The organism is Shewanella sp. MTB7 (assembly GCF_027571385.1).
Classification (GTDB): domain Bacteria; phylum Pseudomonadota; class Gammaproteobacteria; order Enterobacterales; family Shewanellaceae; genus Shewanella.
This window is the reverse complement of the sequence record NZ_CP085636.1, coordinates 5,994,897-6,016,541: the sequence shown is the minus strand read 5'-3', so window position 1 is coordinate 6,016,541 and position 21,645 is coordinate 5,994,897. Positions and strand designations below refer to the sequence as shown.

The 21,645-nt window shown below is 44.4% G+C and carries 13 protein-coding genes, 4 rRNA genes and 1 pseudogene; 11 read left to right on the top strand and 7 right to left on the bottom strand.

Annotated features, from left to right (window positions below; translation table 11 throughout):
• Window positions 1-5 precede the first annotated feature (5 nt).
• Together HWQ47_RS26155 and rplQ are read left to right on the top strand one after the other, a co-directional pair.
• Window positions 6-995: a DNA-directed RNA polymerase subunit alpha gene (locus tag HWQ47_RS26155; RefSeq protein ID WP_269968867.1), complete on the top strand. Its 990-nt coding sequence runs from the start codon at window positions 6-8 to the stop codon at window positions 993-995.
• 38 nt (window positions 996-1,033) lie between these two features.
• Complete coding sequence (gene rplQ, locus HWQ47_RS26150; protein WP_144042369.1) at window positions 1,034-1,432, top strand: 50S ribosomal protein L17; 399 nt, start codon at window positions 1,034-1,036, stop codon at window positions 1,430-1,432.
• 1,081 nt (window positions 1,433-2,513) lie between these two features.
• Here the strand turns inward: rplQ and ccmE are convergent.
• From ccmE to ccmA, 5 genes are read right to left on the bottom strand one after another with little or no spacing between them, the layout of a single operon-like run.
• A complete protein-coding gene (gene ccmE / locus HWQ47_RS26145; RefSeq protein WP_269968866.1) occupies window positions 2,514-2,999 on the bottom strand; it encodes a cytochrome c maturation protein CcmE in 486 nt (161 codons plus the stop codon).
• Window positions 3,000-3,001: 2 nt separating this feature from the next.
• Window positions 3,002-3,196 carry a heme exporter protein CcmD gene (gene ccmD, locus HWQ47_RS26140; RefSeq protein ID WP_269968865.1) on the bottom strand — a complete coding sequence of 65 codons (195 nt, stop codon included), beginning with the start codon at window positions 3,194-3,196 and terminating at the stop codon, window positions 3,002-3,004.
• On the bottom strand, window positions 3,196-3,942 hold the full coding sequence (ccmC, locus tag HWQ47_RS26135; protein WP_269968864.1) for a heme ABC transporter permease CcmC: 747 nt from the start codon (window positions 3,940-3,942) through the stop codon (window positions 3,196-3,198). Before ccmC ends, ccmD begins: the two co-directional genes overlap by 1 nt.
• 1 nt (window position 3,943) lies before the next feature.
• Window positions 3,944-4,630, bottom strand: coding sequence for a heme exporter protein CcmB (gene ccmB / locus HWQ47_RS26130; protein ID WP_269968863.1), 687 nt, complete (start codon window positions 4,628-4,630; stop codon window positions 3,944-3,946).
• Window positions 4,631-4,639: 9 nt separating this feature from the next.
• A complete protein-coding gene (gene ccmA, locus HWQ47_RS26125; RefSeq protein ID WP_269968862.1) occupies window positions 4,640-5,290 on the bottom strand; it encodes a cytochrome c biogenesis heme-transporting ATPase CcmA in 651 nt (216 codons plus the stop codon).
• Window positions 5,291-5,636: 346 nt separating this feature from the next.
• Between ccmA and HWQ47_RS26120 the strand changes: the two genes are divergently transcribed.
• Window positions 5,637-5,930, top strand: coding sequence for a c-type cytochrome (locus HWQ47_RS26120; RefSeq protein WP_269968861.1), 294 nt, complete (start codon window positions 5,637-5,639; stop codon window positions 5,928-5,930).
• Between the two features lie 130 nt (window positions 5,931-6,060).
• On the opposite strand, the gene ccmI is transcribed toward HWQ47_RS26120, so the two are convergent.
• Window positions 6,061-7,308 (bottom strand): c-type cytochrome biogenesis protein CcmI, encoded by a 1,248-nt coding sequence (gene ccmI, locus HWQ47_RS26115; RefSeq protein WP_269968860.1) that lies wholly within the window; start codon window positions 7,306-7,308, stop codon window positions 6,061-6,063.
• 408 nt (window positions 7,309-7,716) lie between these two features.
• Here ccmI and HWQ47_RS26110 point away from each other — a divergent pair, with 408 nt between their 5' ends.
• From HWQ47_RS26110 to rrf, 7 genes are all read left to right on the top strand, one after another.
• Window positions 7,717-9,696, top strand: coding sequence for a heme lyase CcmF/NrfE family subunit (locus HWQ47_RS26110; protein WP_269968859.1), 1,980 nt, complete (start codon window positions 7,717-7,719; stop codon window positions 9,694-9,696).
• A gap of 17 nt (window positions 9,697-9,713) precedes the next feature.
• On the top strand, window positions 9,714-10,271 hold the full coding sequence (locus tag HWQ47_RS26105) for a DsbE family thiol:disulfide interchange protein (protein ID WP_269968858.1): 558 nt from the start codon (window positions 9,714-9,716) through the stop codon (window positions 10,269-10,271).
• An 8-nt stretch (window positions 10,272-10,279) separates the two neighbouring features.
• Window positions 10,280-10,750, top strand: coding sequence for a heme lyase NrfEFG subunit NrfF (gene nrfF, locus HWQ47_RS26100; protein ID WP_442802113.1), 471 nt, complete (start codon window positions 10,280-10,282; stop codon window positions 10,748-10,750).
• Window positions 10,747-11,322, top strand: coding sequence for a TlpA disulfide reductase family protein (locus tag HWQ47_RS26095; protein WP_269968856.1), 576 nt, complete (start codon window positions 10,747-10,749; stop codon window positions 11,320-11,322). Before nrfF ends, HWQ47_RS26095 begins: the two co-directional genes overlap by 4 nt.
• 764 nt (window positions 11,323-12,086) lie before the next feature.
• A 16S ribosomal RNA gene (locus HWQ47_RS26090) occupies window positions 12,087-13,639 on the top strand.
• 476 nt (window positions 13,640-14,115) lie between these two features.
• Window positions 14,116-17,034 (top strand): 23S ribosomal RNA (locus HWQ47_RS26085).
• 216 nt (window positions 17,035-17,250) lie between these two features.
• Window positions 17,251-17,366: ribosomal RNA gene (gene rrf / locus HWQ47_RS26080) — 5S ribosomal RNA — on the top strand.
• Together the 16S, 23S and 5S rRNA genes form the textbook arrangement of a ribosomal RNA operon.
• A 110-nt stretch (window positions 17,367-17,476) precedes the next feature.
• Here rrf and HWQ47_RS26075 read toward each other — a convergent pair.
• A pseudogene (locus HWQ47_RS26075) lies at window positions 17,477-18,506 on the bottom strand (IS630 family transposase).
• Window positions 18,507-19,684: 1,178 nt separating this feature from the next.
• Between HWQ47_RS26075 and HWQ47_RS26070 the strand changes: the two are divergent.
• Window positions 19,685-21,238: ribosomal RNA gene (locus HWQ47_RS26070) — 16S ribosomal RNA — on the top strand.
• Window positions 21,239-21,645: the final 407 nt, after the last annotated feature.

Sequence of the window (21,645 nt, the reverse complement as noted above, 5' to 3'; positions counted from 1 at the left end):
ACACAATGCAGGGTTCTGTTACAGAATTTCTTAGACCGCGTCTCGTTGATATCGAGCAGGTTAATCCAACACGTGCTAGAGTTACACTCGAGCCGCTTGAACGTGGTTTCGGTCACACTTTAGGCAACGCGTTGCGTCGTATCCTATTGTCGTCAATGCCAGGCTGCGCGGTAACCGAAGTAGAGATCGATGGTGTACTGCATGAATACAGTAGCAAGGAAGGCGTACAAGAGGATGTTCTTGAGATCTTACTAAACCTTAAAGGTTTAGCTGTTGTGATCGAAGGAAAAGACGAAGCTATGCTTACATTAAGTAAGTCAGGCGCAGGCCCTGTTACTGCAGCAGATATCACGCATGATGGTGATGTTACCATTATGAATCCTGATCATGTTATTTGTCATTTGACAGGTAATAATGATATCAGCATGCGTATTCGTGTAGAGCGTGGTCGTGGTTATGTACCGGCATCAGCCCGTGCACAAACTGAAGACGATGATCGCCCTATCGGTCGCTTGTTGGTCGATGCATCTTTCTCACCTGTCGCTCGTATAGCCTACAATGTAGAAGCTGCACGTGTCGAACAGCGTACTGACTTAGATAAACTCGTTATTGATATGACCACAAACGGTACTATTGATCCTGAGGAAGCAATTCGTCGTTCTGCAACTATTTTAGCTGAACAGTTAGATGCGTTTGTAGAGCTTCGTGATGTTACTGAGCCAGAGTTGAAAGAAGAGAAGCCGGAGTTCGATCCGATTTTGCTACGTCCTGTCGACGATTTAGAGCTAACTGTACGTTCAGCTAACTGTTTGAAGGCTGAAGCGATTCATTATATCGGTGATCTGGTACAACGTACTGAAGTTGAGCTGCTTAAGACTCCTAACTTAGGTAAGAAATCTCTTACTGAAATTAAGGATGTTTTAGCGTCTCGCGGACTGTCGTTAGGTATGCGTCTTGAAAACTGGCCTCCAGCTAGTTTAGCAGACGACCTTTAAGTCCAGATCTGTACAGAATTAGGTAATAAGGATTAGTCATGCGCCATCGTAAGAGTGGTCGTCAACTGAACCGTAACAGCAGTCATCGTCAAGCTATGTTTCGTAACATGGCATGCTCAATAGTCCGTCACGAAGTGATCAAGACTACTGTTGCTAAAGCGAAAGAATTGCGTCGCGTAGTTGAACCTCTAATAACACTTGCTAAGAGTGATAGCGTTGCAAATCGCCGTTTGGTATTTGCACGTACTCGCGACGCTGAAGTCGTCGGTAAGTTATTCAATGAATTGGGTCCACGCTACCAGGAACGTCCTGGTGGATATACCCGTATCCTTAAGTGCGGTCTACGTACTGGTGATAAAGCGCCTATGGCGTATATTGAACTAGTTGGTCGCCCAGAAGATGCTGAAGCTGTTGAAGCTGATGACTCTGCTGAGTAATTAAGGTTTTCGTTGTAAAAAGCCGGGCAATAGCCCGGCTTTTTTATGTCTCGAATTTGTCATTCTGACTAATTTCGATATTATTATTTTACCAACATCCATGTGACTTGCGGATGCTTGAAGCTAATAGTTATTTTCGGCTTTGGCATTCTCGGTAACTGCTCCTGCGTTACTCTACCTCCTGAATCTATTCAGTCGTGCTTTACACTATCTTCTGCATTTGATCTCCTGTGAGGGAGGAAATGTCTCATTTTGTGTGGAACCAAATAGTCCATGCAGTCGTATATCGAAAGTTTCTAACGTAGCATAAAAGACTTTTCCATTTGCTTTGAACATCAGCCGCCTATCAGGTACTCCACTTCTACTTTTCATTGACTAAAAAGGGGATAACTATTCCTTCATCTATGCGCCTTGAATTGAAAAATCTAAGTGGTTCTGAATTGATCACTTATTCAGTGGAATGAATATTATTGAAGGGTTGAAATAGGTATGGATTATTGTGTGCGGACTTTACTGCCAGCCTGTTATCCTGCAATTGGCTTGTGGGGGTGATCTAAGTTGCCTATTATTGGTAGTGGTCAATATTTTGTATTGGCTGCTCGAACTGCAATAAGCCTTTATCGACTTGGTGACCCTTTCTTACATATCCTTTCCATCGCTCTAGTACATTTCTGTGATCCTGTGTCCCATCAGCGCCTATTGTCGAAGAATATGACTCACACTTCCTTACAGCATCTACCTAGCGATTTTCAATCGTAGTTAACTTTAACGGCCATTGAAGCTCGTTATCGTTCTTCTAAGCACGTTAGCGTGACAAGTAAAGCGTGTCTGCGGCAGTCGTTGTATATTCTTAAAAGAAAATCGTGGTTATCATCTTTAGTGCTTAACATTCTGACCGTTTTCACTCTTGATTATCACTCATTAATGATAAAAGCTGAGCTGTTAGCTGCTTTAGTACAATGGCGATAATGTTGGGTTAGGAGTTGTGGAGGGGTGGGCTTGAGGTCAGGTAGAATAGAAACGTTACGAATTTTAAGTGTAAAAAAGGCCTCATATATGAGGCCTTTAGTGGGGATAGAATCTAGTATCCGCTTTTCTGCTCTGTTTTGTAATCTAACTTCTCATGGGTTTGTCCCATAGCTTCAGCAACTTCAGGAGGCATGTAGTTTTCATCATGTTTAGCGAGTACTTCAGTAGCTTGTAATTTTCCACCTTCTACTAGTACACCCTGCGCAACAATGCCTTGTCCTTCACGGAATAGGTCTGGTAATAAGTCATCATAAGTTACTATGACCTCACCACCAAGTGAGTCATGAACGGCAAATTCTACATGTAAGCTCTCTGGATCTCTGATCATTGAGCCCACTGTGACCATTCCACCAACGCGGATACGTTGGCCGACTTCAGGCTTAACGCCAGTATCTTTTTTACCCTGTACAATCTCTGTTGGAGTATAAAAAAGGTTGAGGTTTGAATTTAGTGCATACAATAAAAGTGATGCGATAGCGGCAACACCGCCAATCAAAGCTGTTGCAAGAGCTAGTCTCTTTTTACGTCTAGGGTTCACTATTAATTACTCCGGTTTGCTTTTAAACGGTCTTCACGCTGCATCTTTTTAGCTATAACAGTCAAAACTTTTCGCTTTTGACGTAAGCTCGATACGATTAAGATACCTAATGAAAAAAATGTTACACCATATGCCAACCATACATAAAATGCGTAGCCACCCATATTGAAAAAATCTGCTAACGAATCGAACTGCATTATTTGACACCTTCTGCTTTAGCTAGTTCCCGAACCCATGGTCGCATACCATTACGTGCCAATATTTCACTGCGGAAACGTATAAGTGTAATTGCGCCTATCATGAGTCCGAAACCTGCAATGTTGATCAGTAAAGGATATAACATCTCAGTAGGCATGGTTGATTTTTCAGTAATCCTGATTGTTGAAGGTTGGTGCAAAGAGCTCCACCATTCGACTGAATACTTGATGATTGGAATGTTGATAACACCCACTATCGCCAGTATGCCTGCTGCGCGTGCGGCTAGTACCTTGTCCTCAAAAGAAGCGTAGAGTGCAATAACACCAAGATAGAGAAATAAAAGTACCAATTCAGCAGTAAGGCGAGCATCCCATACCCACCATGTTCCCCACATAGGCTTACCCCAGGTAGCCCCTGTGATTAATGCTATAAAGGTGATCACAGCGCCAATAGGGGCTATTGCTGCCGCAGCCCAGTCAGCAGATTTTATTTGCCAGACGAGACCGATGAATGCAGAGGTTGCCATAGCCATATACGCAGCCATAGACATTGATGCGGCTGGAACATGGATAAAGATGATTCGATAGCTATCACCTTGTTGGTAATCGGTAGGTGCAAAAGCCAACCCCCATACAGAACCTATACCTACTAAGGCTGTGGCGAGCATGGCAAACCATGGGAGCAGTTTTCCTGATAGATTATAAGCGCGTTCTGGATCCGCGTAACTATGTAGCCATTTCCACATTTTAGTTAGTACTCACTCTTAATGACGCACCTATTGCAAAAGGTGCCAAGACTAATGAACCGACCAACATCGCACCAATAATTGCGAGATGACCGCTATAAGGTAAATTTAAACCAGCTGCATCGATTGCTGTTGTAGCAAAAATAAGCACTGGAATATATAAAGGTAAAATCAATAGGCTTAATAATACTCCGCCTTTATGTAACCCTACTGTCAATGCTACGCCTATGGCGCCTAATAGGCTTAACACAGGTGTGCCTAATGCTAACGTTGCAATCAGTGCTCCGTAGCTGTTGTTATCTAAATGCAGCAATACCGCTAGTAAAGGTGCCACTAAAATGAGTGGCACACCCGTTAGAATCCAATGTGCTAAAACTTTAGCCAATACCATTAAGGGCAGTGGTTGAGGGCTTAATAACATCTGCTCTAAACTGCCATCGGTATAATCAGCTTTAAATAATCGCTCCAATGACAGCATAGAAGCGAGTAAAGCGGCAACCCAGATCACGCCAGGGGCGACTCTTGATAGTACTTGCGGCTCAGGGCCGATACCCAGTGGGAACAAAGTTACCACTAAGATAAAAAACAGTAGCGGGTTAAAAATATCCCCTTTATGGCGGATCGCTATTTGTAAATCACGCTTTAACAGTGTGAAAAATGCTTGTCTGAAACTGATACCTTTTTTCATAGTGCAGCCTTATACAAAGCGATATTCAAGACTTATTTTACGGAGTATATCGTCACCGATAATTCCCATATCTTGATGTGTGGTTAGTACAACACAGCCACCACGTTTTGCGTGGGCGATAAATAGATGTTCTAACTCTTCGACACCTTTCTTATCGATAGCAGTGAAAGGTTCGTCAAGAAGCCATATTTTACAGTTAGTGTGCCAAAGCCTAGCTAATGCTGTACGTCTATGTTGTCCGGCTGAAAGATGACCTGCAAGCGCCTCTTCAAAGCCTGCTAAATTAACTTTGGCTAAAATATCTCTAGTATCGAACTCATCGTAACCACTAATCCTTAAATTGAAGTTGAGGTTTTCTTCTGCGGTTAACTCATTTTTAACACCAGCTAAGTGTCCTAGGTAGAGTAGGTCATCATTAAACTCATCTCTGGCTCGTATGATATTCTCACCTTGATAATGAACATCGCCGGCATAAGGGCGTGATAAACCAGCTAAGATACGCAGTAGGCTAGTCTTACCTGATCCATTCGGGCCTTCAATTTGTACGATTTCCCCTGCGGTTATCTCAAAACTGAGCTCATCAAAAAGAATTCGTTCTTCACGAATACAAGTTAATTGATTGGCTGAGAGCAGGGCTTTTGAACTGTTCTTTTCTACCACAGAATCCTCTGTATTAAGCCGATATTTAACATGAGCGATATTATCACAAACCCTTTTATGGGTTTAGTAATGGTTGACTTTTAGTGTCAGCAATTTGATATGCTTCCAAAAAATGAAACCTTTTAACAAAACAGATGGAACTTTTTCAAATTTTACTAATATAGTAATGAATAATTTATTTCTGTTGTACCTTTTGTGTTCATGCTTTGATTAAAATCATAAAAGGTGCGATTGATGCGAGTTTGTTGTATCCTTAAAAAGCTAAAATAATAGTCTGCCTTACTCATTATTTTGAGGAAAAAGGCAGCGTTGAGCTTTGTACGAATTTGCATTAGGAACATCGAACATGAAAAAACTGTTAGCAATGACTGCCGTAGCTGTACTGACTTTGTCTGCAAGTGTATCAGCACAAGATGGTAAGGCTGTCTATGATAAGGCATGTCAAGTATGCCACAGCATGGGTGTCGCAGGCGCTCCAAAAGCACATGACGCTGCTGCTTGGGCCCCTCGCTTAGCTCTAGGGCTAGATACATTAGTATCTACTGTAAAAACGGGTAAAGGCGCTATGCCACCAGGTGGCATGTGTACCGATTGTACAGATGAAGATTACAAAAACGCTATTGACTACATGTCTAAGTAATTTTGTTGTCGCTCTCTTTGAGAGCAGAAGAGCCGGCATATAGCCGGTTTTTTTATGTCTGGAGTTTGAATGTGAGTGATAAAAAAGCCAGCTTTGGCTGGCTTTAATTGGTTAGTAACAAGCGAGTCTATTATTCAACTTGCTTATCGATAATGAGCTGAGCAGTAGCACCGACTTTAACCGCAGCAAGATAACCCTGTAGATCGCCTGTTTGAGGCTTTACTGTACCGTGTTTAGAAAGCACTGCAATAATCTCAACTTCTTTAGCGCCACTGAGTTTTACGTCACCACCCATGGATGTGCTGTCATCGAGTGTAATAGTCGTAGGTAGTGATTTCGCAGAAATTTTAATTGCCGCTAATGGTACTTTAGGGCCTTCAGTATTACGAGCGAAGATGAACAACATATCTGAGCTACCAACTTCTTCAAGTAGTTCTGGAGATACGGATACTTCTACATTAACGGTCTTAGTGACACCTTTAACTTGAGCATGTGCTGCATCATTAGGCATTTTACCTGTTTCCGTCTGGAGCCTCATCTTTGCGCTATCAATAGCGTTGATGATGGCGCTACGATCGACATCCTTACGTTCACTATCGAGAATAATCTGCCAAGAGTTTATGGCTGTTTGATATTCCGCAGTAAAGAAAGCATTCATGCCAACCAATAGCAGCGTTGATGGATCCTCTGGATCTAGCGAGAGAGATTTATCAACAACGGCTTGAACCGCTGGTGTCATCTGTTGATTTGCCTTGTAGTACATAGCTGTTGCTTTTGGTCCGAGTAACTCAGCTTGAACACCAACTAAAACCATGGCCTTATCAAATGTATTGATAGCATCGTTATAACGGTTAGCAGAGATATAGCTATGACCTAGACTGAACAGGAGTTGACTATTCTCAGGTTCTGCTTCAGCCTGGTTTTCCATCATCTGTAGGCGTTGTTGCATGATCTGCTCAGAAGTCATTCCAGCACGAGCACTCACCTGTTCAGCTTGATCTAGGTTAGCGTAGGCACCTAAAGTTGAGTAAAAATATCCGGAAATACCCAGTACAGCAACAGACATGACAATCGGCCATAGCAAACCTTTAGGCTTCAAATCTGTCACTAAAGACTCATCACTACCTTGCTTCATGTCTTGAAGTAAGCTGATCTCTAGTTCTTTTTTTAGTGCATCAAATTCAGCTTGATCAACCTGCTCATCTTCGAGTTCTTTCTCTAACGTCTCAAGACGATTGTGAAACAGTTCTAGGTTTGTTTGTTTACGCACCCCAGCTTCTTCCGCTTGTAGCATCTTTTGCTGTTGAAAATGAGGAAACCAAATCAGCACTAGGCTGACTAATAAGAAAAGCGCAATAAAAATCCAGAGAGTGGTCATTATTTCTCTTTTACAATTAGTTAGAATAAAGCGGGTATACCGCGGGAATATGAATAGGATTATACGGAAAGATTATTCATTGAACAGTAATATAGGGACTTATCTTTAGTAAAAGGTGATAGTTGAGCACTGGTTCACAGTTCGTTTTTATTTATAAAAATTGATTGAACCTTAAGTTTCAAGTAAGGGTCAGAACTTAAAATCGTCTGCTTTTTATAACGATAACGGTGACTTTTGTTAACGACGAAATGAGACTAGTCACCCATATTTGCTCGAAAGAAGCAGACAGATACAACAGCAAATACTAAAATGACACAAAATTTGTACCTTGAATGGTGTAAGTTACAAACTCATATGCATTGAATTACGTTTGTTCATTCAATTCATTAATAGGACTGAGGAAAACCCATGATCCCTGAATTAGGACACCTTTCGCTTATAATAGGAGTGGCATTTGCCTTTCTATTGGCTAGCGTTCCTTTAATTGGTGTTGTACGTAAAGACCAATATTTAGTACGTTACGCTTGGCCATTAAGTTATGGCATGTTCTTCTTTATTTTCTTATCTGTTATTGTGTTAGGTTACAGTTTCGCCATAGATGACTTCTCAATTGCTTATGTAGCTCATCACTCAAACTCTCAGTTACCTATCTTCTTTAAGATTGCAGCAGTATGGGGCGGACACGAAGGCTCATTATTGTTCTGGGTTTTTGCTCTTTCGGGATGGACTGCAGCAGTGGCTTATTTCAGTAAAGGCATTGAAGAGGTCTTTATTGCAAGAGTGTTGTCCGTGTTAGCCCTTATTATTATTGGCTTCTCACTGTTTATGATTTTAACTTCCAGCCCGTTTGAACGTTTGTTTCCAACGCCAATGGAGGGACGTGATCTTAACCCTATGCTTCAGGATGTTGGACTTATTTTCCATCCTCCGATGCTTTACTTAGGTTACGTTGGTTTCGCCGTTAGTTTTGCATTTGCTATTTCGGCTTTGATGGGCGGACGTCTAGATTCAGCTTGGGCTCGATGGAGTCGTCCTTGGACACTTGCAGCTTGGGTATTTCTCACCGGTGGTATCTCACTCGGTTCTTGGTGGGCTTATTATGAGCTTGGTTGGGGCGGTTGGTGGTTCTGGGATCCGGTAGAAAATGCATCATTTATGCCTTGGTTGATAGGAACAGCACTTTTACACTCAGTGATCGTGACCGAGAAGCGTGCAGCTTTTCGTAACTGGACCGTATTGTTATCAATCTTTGCATTCTCATTAAGTTTGCTAGGTACCTTTATTGTTCGCTCTGGTGTACTGACTTCAGTTCACTCATTTGCAGCAGATCCAAGCCGAGGTATGTTTATTCTCTTGCTATTGGGACTTGCAGTCGGTGGTTCACTCACCTTGTTTGCATTCCGCGCTAGTGAGATGAAAAGTCCAGCACGTTTTGAGCTTAAGTCTCGTGAGACCATGCTGTTAGTATGTAATATCTTATTGACAGTAGCATGTGGTACCGTTCTGTTAGGGACGCTGTATCCGCTACTTATCGATGCATTAGGCATGGGTAAGATCTCTGTTGGACCTCCATATTTCAACGCTGTGTTTGTACCAATTATTCTGGTCCTATTTGCCTTTATGGGGCTTGGTCCGAATATTCGCTGGAAGAAATCTAAGCCTGGTGCTTTAAAAGCTAAGCTTGTTGTTCCTGCTTTTATAGCATTGATTGTAGGTACTGCTGCGCCTTTCATGGCTGATGGTAAGTTCAACATCTGGGTAATGCTAGGTATTACAGCTGCTGTGTGGGTTACGTTAGCTACGTTGCGCGCTGGTTATGACATGATGAAGGCGAAAGATGGCTCACTAAGCCTAGTTCGCATTAATCGTAGTCAGTTAGGTATGATCATCGCCCATTTAGGTATCGCCGTTTCAGTTGTTGGTGGCACCATGGTTTCGAACTACTCAATTGAAAAGAGTGTTCGTATGGGCCCTGGTATTCAACAAGAACTTGCTGGATATACCTTTAACTATATTGAAACTAAGAATGTTGTTGGACCAAACTATACGGCTCAACAGGGACAGATCGAAGTAACAAAAGAGGGTGAATTCGTCACTTTATTAAAACCTGATAGACGCCAATACAATGTCCGTACTATGGACATGACAGAGGCAGGTATCGATTGGGGCTTATTCAGAGATCTTTATGTCACCATGGGTGATCCGATTAGTCGAACAGAATTTGCAGTGCGCTTGAACTACAAACCATTCGTCCGTTGGTTATGGTTCGGCAGTATCTTTATGATGGTGGGTGGATTCTTTGCTGCATCGGATAAACGCTACCGTACTAAGAAAGTAACAGATGCATCAAAGTCTGATGCTGAGAAAGCAAAATTGGCTACGGCTTAACTTGAATTGGGGCAAGTATGAAGAAGAGGCTAGTACTATTTATTCCATTGGTACTATTTTTGGTGATGGGAGTGTTTCTTTACAAGGGACTCTTCCTTAATCCTCAAAAGCTAGATTCTGCACTAGAAGGAAAGCCTGTTCCGGCTTTCCAACTTGAGCGTCTAGAGGACCGAAGTGAAATCATTACCAATGAAACTTTAAAGGGTAAGGTATCTCTATTGAATGTATGGGCAACTTGGTGCCCGTCATGTAAATATGAGCATCCCTACCTTATGCGTTTTGCACGCCAAGGCATATTGCCTATTTATGGTATTAACTATCGTGATGAACGTGCGATGGCAATACGTGAGTTAAATCGTGAAGGCGATCCTTACACTAAGAATATCTTCGATCATGATGGTCGTTTAGGTTTAGATCTTGGTGTATATGGTGCACCGGAAAGTTATTTAATCGATCATAACGGAATTATTCGTTACCGCTATGCGGGACCTATCGATCAAAATATCTGGAATGAAACCTTGTTACCTATGATTAAAGAGCTTCAGGCAGCCGCTAAATTGGATGGTGCTTCATGATTAAATATATGGCTCAACTTTCAAGTGTCGTTCTATTATCACTTGTCATGATCTCTGGGGTGTTTGCGACCCCAGTAGATACTTATGAATTTAAGTCAGTGGATAATCAGAAGCGAGCACTAGAATTAGCGCATTCGTTACGTTGTCCTCAATGCCAAAATCAGAACCTGATTGACTCAAATTCACCAGTAGCTCAAGATCTTCGTCTTGAGGTATATCAGATGGTTGATGCTGGTAAAGATGATGATGAAGTCATTGAGTTTATGACTAGCCGTTATGGTGAATTTGTTCTTTATAAGCCAAGAATGGAAGCTAAGACATTCGCATTATGGCTAGGACCAGTTGCTTTGCTAATATTTGGTCTATTAGTTGGGTTCATCTTTATACGTAAACAACGTATCACAGAACTCGATGATCAAGAGATAAGCGTAGAAGAGCAAAAAGAGCTAGACAAACTACTTAAGCGAGACAGTAAATGAAACTAATGGCTAGTTTACTGAAGGTTTCATTGCTAGTGCTGACATGTTTGTCTATTAGTTCTGTTTCTGCATACCCAGGTATGCAGAAACAAGCTGAGGGTGAAGGTCAAACTAATGTTGGTTTGATAAGCATATTGCCTCAACCTTTTCCTATCGCAGTAGTTCCATTTAAGAATACTCAAGGCGAAGCTGTAGACTTTAGTCAATACAAGGGCAAAATTCTTATGGTGAACATGTGGGCGACCTGGTGTCCTCCATGTGTGCGTGAGCTTCCTGCGATTTCACGTTTATCAGAGAAATTTGATAAGCAGGAATTTGCAGTTTTGCCTATATCAATTGATCTGGAAGGGAAGACAAAAGTAGAACCTTTTCTTAAGGAATTAGGAATGGGAACCTTTAATTCATATTATGATGAAACTCAAAATCTGAGTGAAGTATTTCCCCTCGATACTATTCCGGCTACTTTTATCTTGAATAGAGATGGTGAGCTTATTGCGTTTGTACGAACCTTTGTTGATTGGGATGACAAGCAGGCTGCTGAGCTTATCCAAGGTTTTATTGATAAACGATAGAAATTTATAAATAGTATTGATAAATGAAAGGGGCGCAAGCCCCTTTTTTGTACCTAAAACTCGGTTTTAGCACTATAAATGTACGTCTTGATTGATAACTGTACGTTTGATTCAATAAACGTTATTTTATCAATAAAAGCTCTTGTGCTCTTCTCCGATATCCCTATAATACGCATCCACTGACACGGCACAGCAGGCCGACTAAGCTAGTGACTTGAGATTAGCAATAGTCGAAAAACTAGATAGCACGGGACTTGCAGCGTGATCAGTTCACTCTTTTAACGAAGAGTGAGAGTTAAAACTCTTCGGGGATTTGATTCAGGTGACAACCGCTTTACGGGCTTCGAGTTTGACTTCTGCTTAAGAAATCACCACTCGAAAACTTGTTAAAATAAGCGCTTGACGCCGACACTGGAGAGTGTAGAATACGCCTCCCTAGCCAAGACGATACGTCTTGGGAAGTTAGTAAGAAACCCGCGACCTAGCGTCAACGGTCACACACTAGTGTGAAGCTCTTTAACAATTCAAAACAAGAAATCTGTGTGGGCACTCACAGGTGTTGAGTTATTCGAAATTGTCTCTTTTGAGGCAATCAAAAATTTACTCAATGAACCACTGAGTGACCATAGCAACGGACTTCAACTTCTTTCGGGAAAATGAGGTTACGGAGCAATAATATGTGAACTTCATGAATCTTCGGGTTTGTGAAAAACAGTATAATTCGTTGAGCCGTTTTACTTCTAACGGAGTAGAACAAAAAACTTTAATTGAAGAGTTTGATCATGGCTCAGATTGAACGCTGGCGGCAGGCCTAACACATGCAAGTCGAGCGGAAACAGGAGAGTAGCTTGCTACTTTTGCTGTCGAGCGGCGGACGGGTGAGTAATGCCTAGATATCTGCCTAGTCGTGGGGGATAACAGTTGGAAACGACTGCTAATACCGCATACGCCCTACGGGGGAAAGGAGGGGACGCACTTTCGAGAGCGCCTTTCGCGATTAGATGAGTCTAGGTGGGATTAGCTAGTAGGTGAGGTAATGGCTCACCTAGGCGACGATCCCTAGCTGGTCTGAGAGGATGATCAGCCACACTGGAACTGAGACACGGTCCAGACTCCTACGGAGGCAGCAGTGGGGAATATTGCACAATGGGCGAAAGCCTGATGCAGCCATGCCGCGTGTGTGAAGAAGGCCTTCGGGTTGTAAAGCACTTTCAGCGAGGAGGAAAGGTTGTCGTTTAATAAACGACAGCTGTGACGTTACTCGCAGAAGAAGCACCGGCTAACTTCGTGCCAGCAGCCGCGGTAATACGAGGGTGCAAGCGTTAATCGGAATTACTGGGCGTAAAGCGTACGCAGGCGGTCTGTTAAGCCAGATGTGAAAGCCCCGGGCTCAACCTGGGAATTGCATTTGGAACTGACAGACTAGAGTCTTGTAGAGGGGGGTAGAATTTCAGGTGTAGCGGTGAAATGCGTAGAGATCTGAAGGAATACCGGTGGCGAAGGCGGCCCCCTGGACAAAGACTGACGCTCATGTACGAAAGCGTGGGGAGCAAACAGGATTAGATACCCTGGTAGTCCACGCCGTAAACGATGTCTACTCGGAGTTTGGTAACTTAGTTACTGGGCTCCCAAGCTAACGCATTAAGTAGACCGCCTGGGGAGTACGGCCGCAAGGTTAAAACTCAAATGAATTGACGGGGGCCCGCACAAGCGGTGGAGCATGTGGTTTAATTCGATGCAACGCGAAGAACCTTACCTACTCTTGACATCCACAGAACTCGCTAGAGATAGCTTGGTGCCTTCGGGAACTGTGAGACAGGTGCTGCATGGCTGTCGTCAGCTCGTGTTGTGAAATGTTGGGTTAAGTCCCGCAACGAGCGCAACCCTTATCCTTATTTGCCAGCGAGTTATGTCGGGAACTTTAGGGAGACTGCCGGTGATAAACCGGAGGAAGGTGGGGACGACGTCAAGTCATCATGGCCCTTACGAGTAGGGCTACACACGTGCTACAATGGTCGGTACAGAGGGTCGCAACGCCGCGAGGTCAAGCTAATCCCACAAAGCCGGTCGTAGTCCGGATCGGAGTCTGCAACTCGACTCCGTGAAGTCGGAATCGCTAGTAATCGTAGATCAGAATGCTACGGTGAATACGTTCCCGGGCCTTGTACACACCGCCCGTCACACCATGGGAGTGGGCTGCACCAGAAGTAGATAGCTTAACCCTTCGGGGAGGGCGTTTACCACGGTGTGGTTCATGACTGGGGTGAAGTCGTAACAAGGTAGCCCTAGGGGAACCTGGGGCTGGATCACCTCCTTACCTATACGACTAACTTAATGTTTGTTGAGTGTTCACACAGATAACTTGTTCTTGTTAGAGCGAGAAACACGCCTTTACGGTGATGTTTGTTCTTTAAAAATTTGGAAAGCTGATAGTGTTAATGTGAAAGGGACAGTAAATATCTTATTTGTAAGTTATTTATTGTTAATAGCATTAGCGCGAAAAATAAATAATTGAGTTCTCAAACACTTAAATCAAGTGCCGAACGATTTACCTTAGGGTAATGAGTTCAAGAGTATTCTTTTGGCGAAAGTAAACACCATTAGTTGCGATACATCTCGTTCAGACTTACCCGTTTGAACAATAGATAACATTAGCGCAGTCAATGTGATGCTAGGCAAGGCGATAAGGCAAACGAGGAAGGCGTGTAGTTTACTACATAACTGACGAGTGCGACTTATGAACGTAGCATAGCGGTGCAGTGACAAGCGAATAAAGACCTATGTGGGTTGTATGGTTAAGTGACTAAGCGTATACGGTGGATGCCTTGGCAGTCAGAGGCGATGAAGGACGTAGTAACTTGCGATAAGCGTTGGCGAGCTAGTAACAAGCATTTGAGCTAACGATGTCCGAATGGGGAAACCCACTAGCATAAGCTAGTATCACATACTGAATACATAGGTATGTGAGGCAAACCCGGGGAACTGAAACATCTAAGTACCCGGAGGAAAAGAAATCAACCGAGATTCCCCTAGTAGCGGCGAGCGAACGGGGATTAGCCCTTAAGCGTAGAGGGTGTTAGTGGAATGTGTTGGAAAGCACAGCGGCACAGGGTGATAGCCCCGTACATGAAAACTAACTTTACGTGAAAACGAGTAGGACGGGACACGTGACATCTTGTCTGAACATGGGGGGACCATCCTCCAAGGCTAAATACTCCTGACTGACCGATAGTGAACCAGTACCGTGAGGGAAAGGCGAAAAGAACCCCTGTGAGGGGAGTGAAATAGAACCTGAAACCGTATACGTACAAGCAGTGGGAGCGGTTCAGCTCTTTCGAGAGCGAGAGGCCGTGACTGCGTACCTTTTGTATAATGGGTCAGCGACTTACATTTTGTAGCGAGGTTAAGCGAATAGCGGAGCCGTAGGGAAACCGAGTGTTAACTGCGCGTTTAGTTGCAAGGTGTAGACCCGAAACCCGGTGATCTATCCATGGGCAGGTTGAAGATTGAGTAACATCAATTGGAGGACCGAACCGACTTATGTTGAAAAATGAGCGGATGACTTGTGGATGGGGGTGAAAGGCCAATCAAACCGGGAGATATCTGGTTCTCCTCGAAAGCTATTTAGGTAGCGCCTCGAGCGAATACCATTGGGGGTAGAGCACTGTTAAGGCTAGGGGGTCATCCCGACTTACCAACCCTTTGCAAACTCCGAATACCAATGAGTACTACTCGGGAGACACACGGCGGGTGCTAACGTCCGTCGTGAAAAGGGAAACAACCCAGACCGTCAGCTAAGGTCCCAAAGTTATTGCTAAGTGGGAAACGATGTGGGAAGGCTTAGACAGCTAGGATGTTGGCTTAGAAGCAGCCATCATTTAAAGAAAGCGTAATAGCTCACTAGTCGAGTCGGCCTGCGCGGAAGATTTAACGGGGCTAAGCAATACACCGAAGCTACGGGTGTGCACTTTATTGTGTACGCGGTAGAGGAGCGTTCTGTAAGCCGTTGAAGGTGAAGGGGTAACCCACGCTGGAGGTATCAGAAGTGCGAATGCTGACATGAGTAACGATAAAGGGAGTGAAAAACTCCCTCGCCGAAAGACCAAGGGTTCCTGTCCAATGTTAATCAGGGCAGGGTGAGTCGACCCTAAGGCGAGGCCGAAAGGCGTAGTCGATGGGAAATGGGTTAATATTCCCATACCTCTACTAACTGCGATGGAGAGACGGAGAAGGCTAGGCTAGCGCGGCGTTGGTAGTCCGCGTTTAAGGTGGTAGGCAGTATTCTTAGGCAAATCCGGGAATACGCATTAAGTTGCAATGCTGAGAGCTGATGACGAGTCACTAAGGTGATGAAGTAGTTGATGCCATGCTTCCAGGAAAATCTTCTAAGCTTCAGGTTAGTAGGGATCGTACCCCAAACCGACACAGGTGGTTGGGTAGAGAATACCAAGGCGCTTGAGAGAACTCGGCTGAAGGAACTAGGCAAAATGGTACCGTAACTTCGGGAGAAGGTACGCTCCTGTTGGTGATGAGACTTGCTCTCTAAGCTGACGGGAGTCGCAGATACCAGGTGGCTGCAACTGTTTATCAAAAACACAGTACTGTGCAAACTCGCAAGAGGAAGTATACGGTATGACGCCTGCCCGGTGCCGGAAGGTTAATTGATTGGGTTATCTTCGGAGAAGCTCATGATCGAAGCCCCGGTAAACGGCGGCCGTAACTATAACGGTCCTAAGGTAGCGAAATTCCTTGTCGGGTAAGTTCCGACCTGCACGAATGGCGTAATGATGGCCACGCTGTCTCCAGCCGAGACTCAGTGAAGTTGAAATTGCGGTGAAGATGCCGTATACCCGCGGCTAGACGGAAAGACCCCGTGCACCTTTACTATAGCTTGGCACTGAACATTGAACCTACATGTGTAGGATAGGTGGGAGCCTTTGAAGCAGAGACGCTAGTCTTTGTGGAGGCAATCTTGAAATACCACCCTTGTAGTTTTGATGTTCTAACTTAGGCCCCTGAATCGGGGTTGAGGACAGTGTCTGGTGGGTAGTTTGACTGGGGCGGTCTCCTCCCAAAGAGTAACGGAGGAGCACGAAGGTTGGCTAAGTACGGTCGGACATCGTACGGTTAGTGCAATGGCATAAGCCAGCTTAACTGCGAGACATACACGTCGAGCAGGTACGAAAGTAGGTCATAGTGATCCGGTGGTTCTGAATGGAAGGGCCATCGCTCAACGGATAAAAGGTACGCCGGGGATAACAGGCTGATACCGCCCAAGAGTTCATATCGACGGCGGTGTTTGGCACCTCGATGTCGGCTCATCACATCCTGGGGCTGAAGTCGGTCCCAAGGGTATGGCTGTTCGCCATTTAAAGTGGTACGCGAGCTGGGTTCAGAACGTCGTGAGACAGTTCGGTCCCTATCTGCCGTGGGCGTTGGATGATTGAAGGAAGCTGCTCCTAGTACGAGAGGACCGGAGTGGACGAACCGCTGGTGTTCGGGTTGTTATGCCAATAGCATTGCCCGGTAGCTACGTTCGGAATCGATAACCGCTGAAAGCATCTAAGCGGGAAGCGAGTCCTAAGATGAGTCATCCCTAGAGATTAAATCTCTTTAAAGAGCCGTTCGAGACTAGGACGTTGATAGGCAAGGTGTGTAAGCGTTGTGAGGCGTTGAGCTAACTTGTACTAATGACTCGTAAGGCTTAACCATACAACCCAGATGGGTTTTATGTAGCTAGGTGATACTTAGCGACAAAAGAATACGAACTTGATTTAAGTTGGTCATAAAATGCTTCTGCATTTATGACATACAGTACCTCCGTGTACTAAAACCCAATTATTTAGAATTATCTTGCGAATGTGAGATAACAGCTTTCGAAATTATTTACCTTTAGCTTTTTAAACGCTGAAAGTAATAGCAAATTTGTCTGGAAACCATAGCATTGTGGCCCCACCTGATCCCATCCCGAACTCAGAAGTGAAACGCAATCGCGCCGATGGTAGTGTGGGGTCTCCCCATGTGAGAGTAGGTCATTTCCAGGCGCCTATTTTACTCGTAAAGAGTAGTATTTAAGCCCGCTACGATGTAGCGGGCTTTTTTACGTCTGCAATTTGTCCGTTTCCAGGCGCACTCCTAATACCAATCGGTATAATTATCTGGTCAGATTTATCCATGAACGATTGCATAGATTCTTTACAGTATCAATGTCACTAATAAAGCTATTCCAAGCTTGCGTGCATTGCTCGACAATGTCCTCATAATTGGCAAAACACCTATTGGCTAAATGGCGCTGTCTCATCCATCCCCAAACTTGTTCGATAGGATTAAGCTCTGGTGAATAGGGAGGTAGTTTAATCGTGGTTAGATTATCGAATTCATCATCTAGATCTTTTGTATGCCAACCGGCACCATCCATGATCACGACAGCGTGGCGATCTGGAAGAGTTGCTTCAGAAATTAACTTTAGGTGTTGCCGCATGAACCTTTTATCTACCCATGGAGTGATCAACGCTTCGGTATTTCCATTCGACGGACATACCGCCCCAAAAACATAAGCGTACTCAAACTGTTGTTGTCGAACGACTCTTGGACGATTTTTTTTTTTTGCCTATAAGCGTGTCGTCGTGTTTTGTTGCCCTATACGAGCTTCATCTTGAAACCAAACATCAACTTGAGCCAGGGCAATATGACCGGGGATGTTAAGGATCGTTTCCAAGCGGAAGTTTTTTAAAAGCTTCTTGTGCTTTTTGGGATTGTTTAGGATGTTTTGACCTACTCGTTATCCAAGAAAAACCTAGCCGCTTTAATACTCTATAGACACTTGATGGTTCATAATTGATACCAAAGTGCTGAGAAATATATTCATTAATATCAGCACCCGATAGTCTGCCGCCTTCTTCAGATAAACTTTGCTGCTCAATGAACGTTGCGAGTTGTTTAGATTGAGTCTTGTTTAAAGATGGAGGTCGGCCAGGTGATGTTTTGTGCTCAAGGCCTGCTAAACTGTCGGTTAAGAAATCACTTACCCATTTGTTTACACTGGTACGACTCACCTTAAGAATACTCGTGATCTCAATGCGGTTATGCCCTTCACTGAAATGTGCTAATGCCAAAAGACGGATCCGCTTTTGTGCATTTTTCTCTCGTCGTGCCAGAGAGCGAAAGTCAATGGTATTAAGCATTTCCATATGTAACCTAATCATTAAAATTAACTGTTCAGATTAGATCACATCTTTATACCGATTGGTATAATAAAGACGCCAATAAGAGGCACTTCTAGGCTGAACACCTAGAATCTAGCTCTAGTGCATAGCCGACTTTATAAGTCATACATCATCTATATATTGAGCTTCTTCAATTTTGACTGGGCTCGTTATCAAGTATTTTTAGATCCTGTTAGCTCTAATCACTTAATATCTAGTTCTTTAGCGACAGGGTATCGAATAGTCAGGTGATCGTTGCGATAAACAAATGTTTTGATGGGAATAGCCAAGTTAAGAGGATTTAGAACACAATTTAAGTGATTATGTAGCGCTCTAAGTCATATATATCGAAGCATAGGATCTCGGGTTCCATGATTCTTAATCGCTAAAGTTTAGTCGATCGACATAATTCGAGCTGTATTTTTAGGCATTAGTTTGCCTATAAAGTGATAGGACTTGGCCTTTGTTAGCCGATAAGCTCGCCCAGTCTGCTTGCTAACAACCTTTACTATGTTGGATGCAGACTATTACTTCCCCGTAAATCGGGCTTATTCAGCCCCTTTTTTGAACTTATCGTTTGATATCTACGCGCTTGATGCGTAAAAGCTAATTTTATTGAAAACAGCCCTTGCGCCGCCCTGAGAACTCCCTATAATGCGACCTCACTGACACGGTGAAGCAGGCAACTAGCCTAGCAGCTCGAGTTAGAGAGATTAACTTCCACGGAAATTAATCTCAGGTGACAACCGCTTTACGGGCTTCGAGTTTGACTTCTGCTTAAGAAATCACCACTCGAAAAACTTGTTAAAATAAGCGCTTGACGCCGACACTGGAGAGTGTAGAATACGCCTCCTCAAGCCAATGGCCTAGCGTCTACCGGCAGTATCTGAAAGATTGATGCTAACGCTCTTTAACAATTCAAAACAAGAAATCTGTGTGGGCACTCACAGGTGTTGAGTTATTCGAAATTGTCTCTTTGAGGCAATCAAAAATTTACTCAATGAACCACTGAGTGACCATAGCAACGGACTTCAACTTCTTTCGGGAAAATGAGGTTACGGAGCAATAATATGTGAACTTCATGAATCTTCGGGTTTGTGAAAAACAGTATAATTCGTTGAGCCGTTTTACTTCTAACGGAGTAGAACAAAAAACTTTAATTGAAGAGTTTGATCATGGCTCAGATTGAACGCTGGCGGCAGGCCTAACACATGCAAGTCGAGCGGAAACAGGAGAGTAGCTTGCTACTTTTGCTGTCGAGCGGCGGACGGGTGAGTAATGCCTAGATATCTGCCTAGTCGTGGGGGATAACAGTTGGAAACGACTGCTAATACCGCATACGCCCTACGGGGGAAAGGAGGGGACGCACTTTCGAGAGCGCCTTTCGCGATTAGATGAGTCTAGGTGGGATTAGCTAGTAGGTGAGGTAATGGCTCACCTAGGCGACGATCCCTAGCTGGTCTGAGAGGATGATCAGCCACACTGGAACTGAGACACGGTCCAGACTCCTACGGAGGCAGCAGTGGGGAATATTGCACAATGGGCGAAAGCCTGATGCAGCCATGCCGCGTGTGTGAAGAAGGCCTTCGGGTTGTAAAGCACTTTCAGCGAGGAGGAAAGGTTGTCGTTTAATAAACGACAGCTGTGACGTTACTCGCAGAAGAAGCACCGGCTAACTTCGTGCCAGCAGCCGCGGTAATACGAGGGGTGCAAGCGTTAATCGGAATTACTGGGCGTAAAGCGTACGCAGGCGGTCTGTTAAGCCAGATGTGAAAGCCCCGGGCTCAACCTGGGAATTGCATTTGGAACTGACAGACTAGAGTCTTGTAGAGGGGGGTAGAATTTCAGGTGTAGCGGTGAAATGCGTAGAGATCTGAAGGAATACCGGTGGCGAAGGCGGCCCCCTGGACAAAGACTGACGCTCATGTACGAAAGCGTGGGGAGCAAACAGGATTAGATACCCTGGTAGTCCACGCCGTAAACGATGTCTACTCGGAGTTTGGTAACTTAGTTACTGGGCTCCCAAGCTAACGCATTAAGTAGACCGCCTGGGGAGTACGGCCGCAAGGTTAAAACTCAAATGAATTGACGGGGGCCCGCACAAGCGGTGGAGCATGTGGTTTAATTCGATGCAACGCGAAGAACCTTACCTACTCTTGACATCCACAGAACTTACCAGAGATGGTTTGGTGCCTTCGGGAACTGTGAGACAGGTGCTGCATGGCTGTCGTCAGCTCGTGTTGTGAAATGTTGGGTTAAGTCCCGCAACGAGCGCAACCCTTATCCTTATTTGCCAGCGAGTTATGTCGGGAACTTTAGGGAGACTGCCGGTGATAAACCGGAGGAAGGTGGGGACGACGTCAAGTCATCATGGCCCTTACGAGTAGGGCTACACACGTGCTACAATGGTCGGTACAGAGGGTCGCAACGCCGCGAGGTCAAGCTAATCCCACAAAGCCGGTCGTAGTCCGGATCGGAGTCTGCAACTCGACTCCGTGAAGTCGGAATCGCTAGTAATCGTAGATCAGAATGCTACGGTGAATACGTTCCCGGGCCTTGTACACACCGCCCGTCACACCATGGGAGTGGGCTGCACCAGAAGTAGATAGCTTAACCCTTCGGGGAGGGCGTTTACCACGGTGTGGTTCATGACTGGGGTGAAGTCGTAACAAGGTAGCCCTAGGGGAACCTGGGGCTGGATCACCTCCTTACCTATACGACTAACTTAATATTTGTTGAGTGTTCACACAGATAACTTGTTCTTGTTAGAGCGAGTGGCACATCCTAGCGATGATGCTTGTTCTTTAAAAATTTGGAAAGCTGATAGTGTTAATGTGAAAGGGACTATTGTGAATGATATTTCGAAAGAGATAACGATTGCTTTGGTTTGTAGCATTAGCGCGAAAAATAAATAATTGAGTTCTCAAACACTTAAATCAAGTGCCGAATCATCTTAACGATGGTTCAAGAGTATTCTTTTGGCGAAAGTAAACACCATTAGTTGCGATACATCTCGTTCAAACTTACCCGTTTGAACGATAGATAATATCAGCGCAGCAAGTTGCGTTTTTGTCTAAGCCGTAAGTTGAGAGAGGAAGGAGTGTAGCGTGCTACATGA

What these genes read in the sequence shown, in the direction of transcription:
- nrfF (WP_442802113.1), top strand. Translation starts at nt 10,280, where the DNA reads ATGGCTCAACTTTCAAGTGTCGTTCTATTATCACTTGTCATGATCTCT.
- ccmD (WP_269968865.1), bottom strand. Translation starts at nt 3,196, where the DNA reads ATGCAGTTCGATTCGTTAGCAGATTTTTTCAATATGGGTGGCTACGCA.
- HWQ47_RS26155 (WP_269968867.1), top strand. Translation starts at nt 6, where the DNA reads ATGCAGGGTTCTGTTACAGAATTTCTTAGACCGCGTCTCGTTGATATC.
- HWQ47_RS26095 (WP_269968856.1), top strand. Translation starts at nt 10,747, where the DNA reads ATGAAACTAATGGCTAGTTTACTGAAGGTTTCATTGCTAGTGCTGACA.
- HWQ47_RS26105 (WP_269968858.1), top strand. Translation starts at nt 9,714, where the DNA reads ATGAAGAAGAGGCTAGTACTATTTATTCCATTGGTACTATTTTTGGTG.
- HWQ47_RS26120 (WP_269968861.1), top strand. Translation starts at nt 5,637, where the DNA reads ATGAAAAAACTGTTAGCAATGACTGCCGTAGCTGTACTGACTTTGTCT.
- ccmC (WP_269968864.1), bottom strand. Translation starts at nt 3,942, where the DNA reads ATGTGGAAATGGCTACATAGTTACGCGGATCCAGAACGCGCTTATAAT.
- ccmI (WP_269968860.1), bottom strand. Translation starts at nt 7,308, where the DNA reads ATGACCACTCTCTGGATTTTTATTGCGCTTTTCTTATTAGTCAGCCTA.
- rplQ (WP_144042369.1), top strand. Translation starts at nt 1,034, where the DNA reads ATGCGCCATCGTAAGAGTGGTCGTCAACTGAACCGTAACAGCAGTCAT.
- HWQ47_RS26110 (WP_269968859.1), top strand. Translation starts at nt 7,717, where the DNA reads ATGATCCCTGAATTAGGACACCTTTCGCTTATAATAGGAGTGGCATTT.
- ccmB (WP_269968863.1), bottom strand. Translation starts at nt 4,630, where the DNA reads ATGAAAAAAGGTATCAGTTTCAGACAAGCATTTTTCACACTGTTAAAG.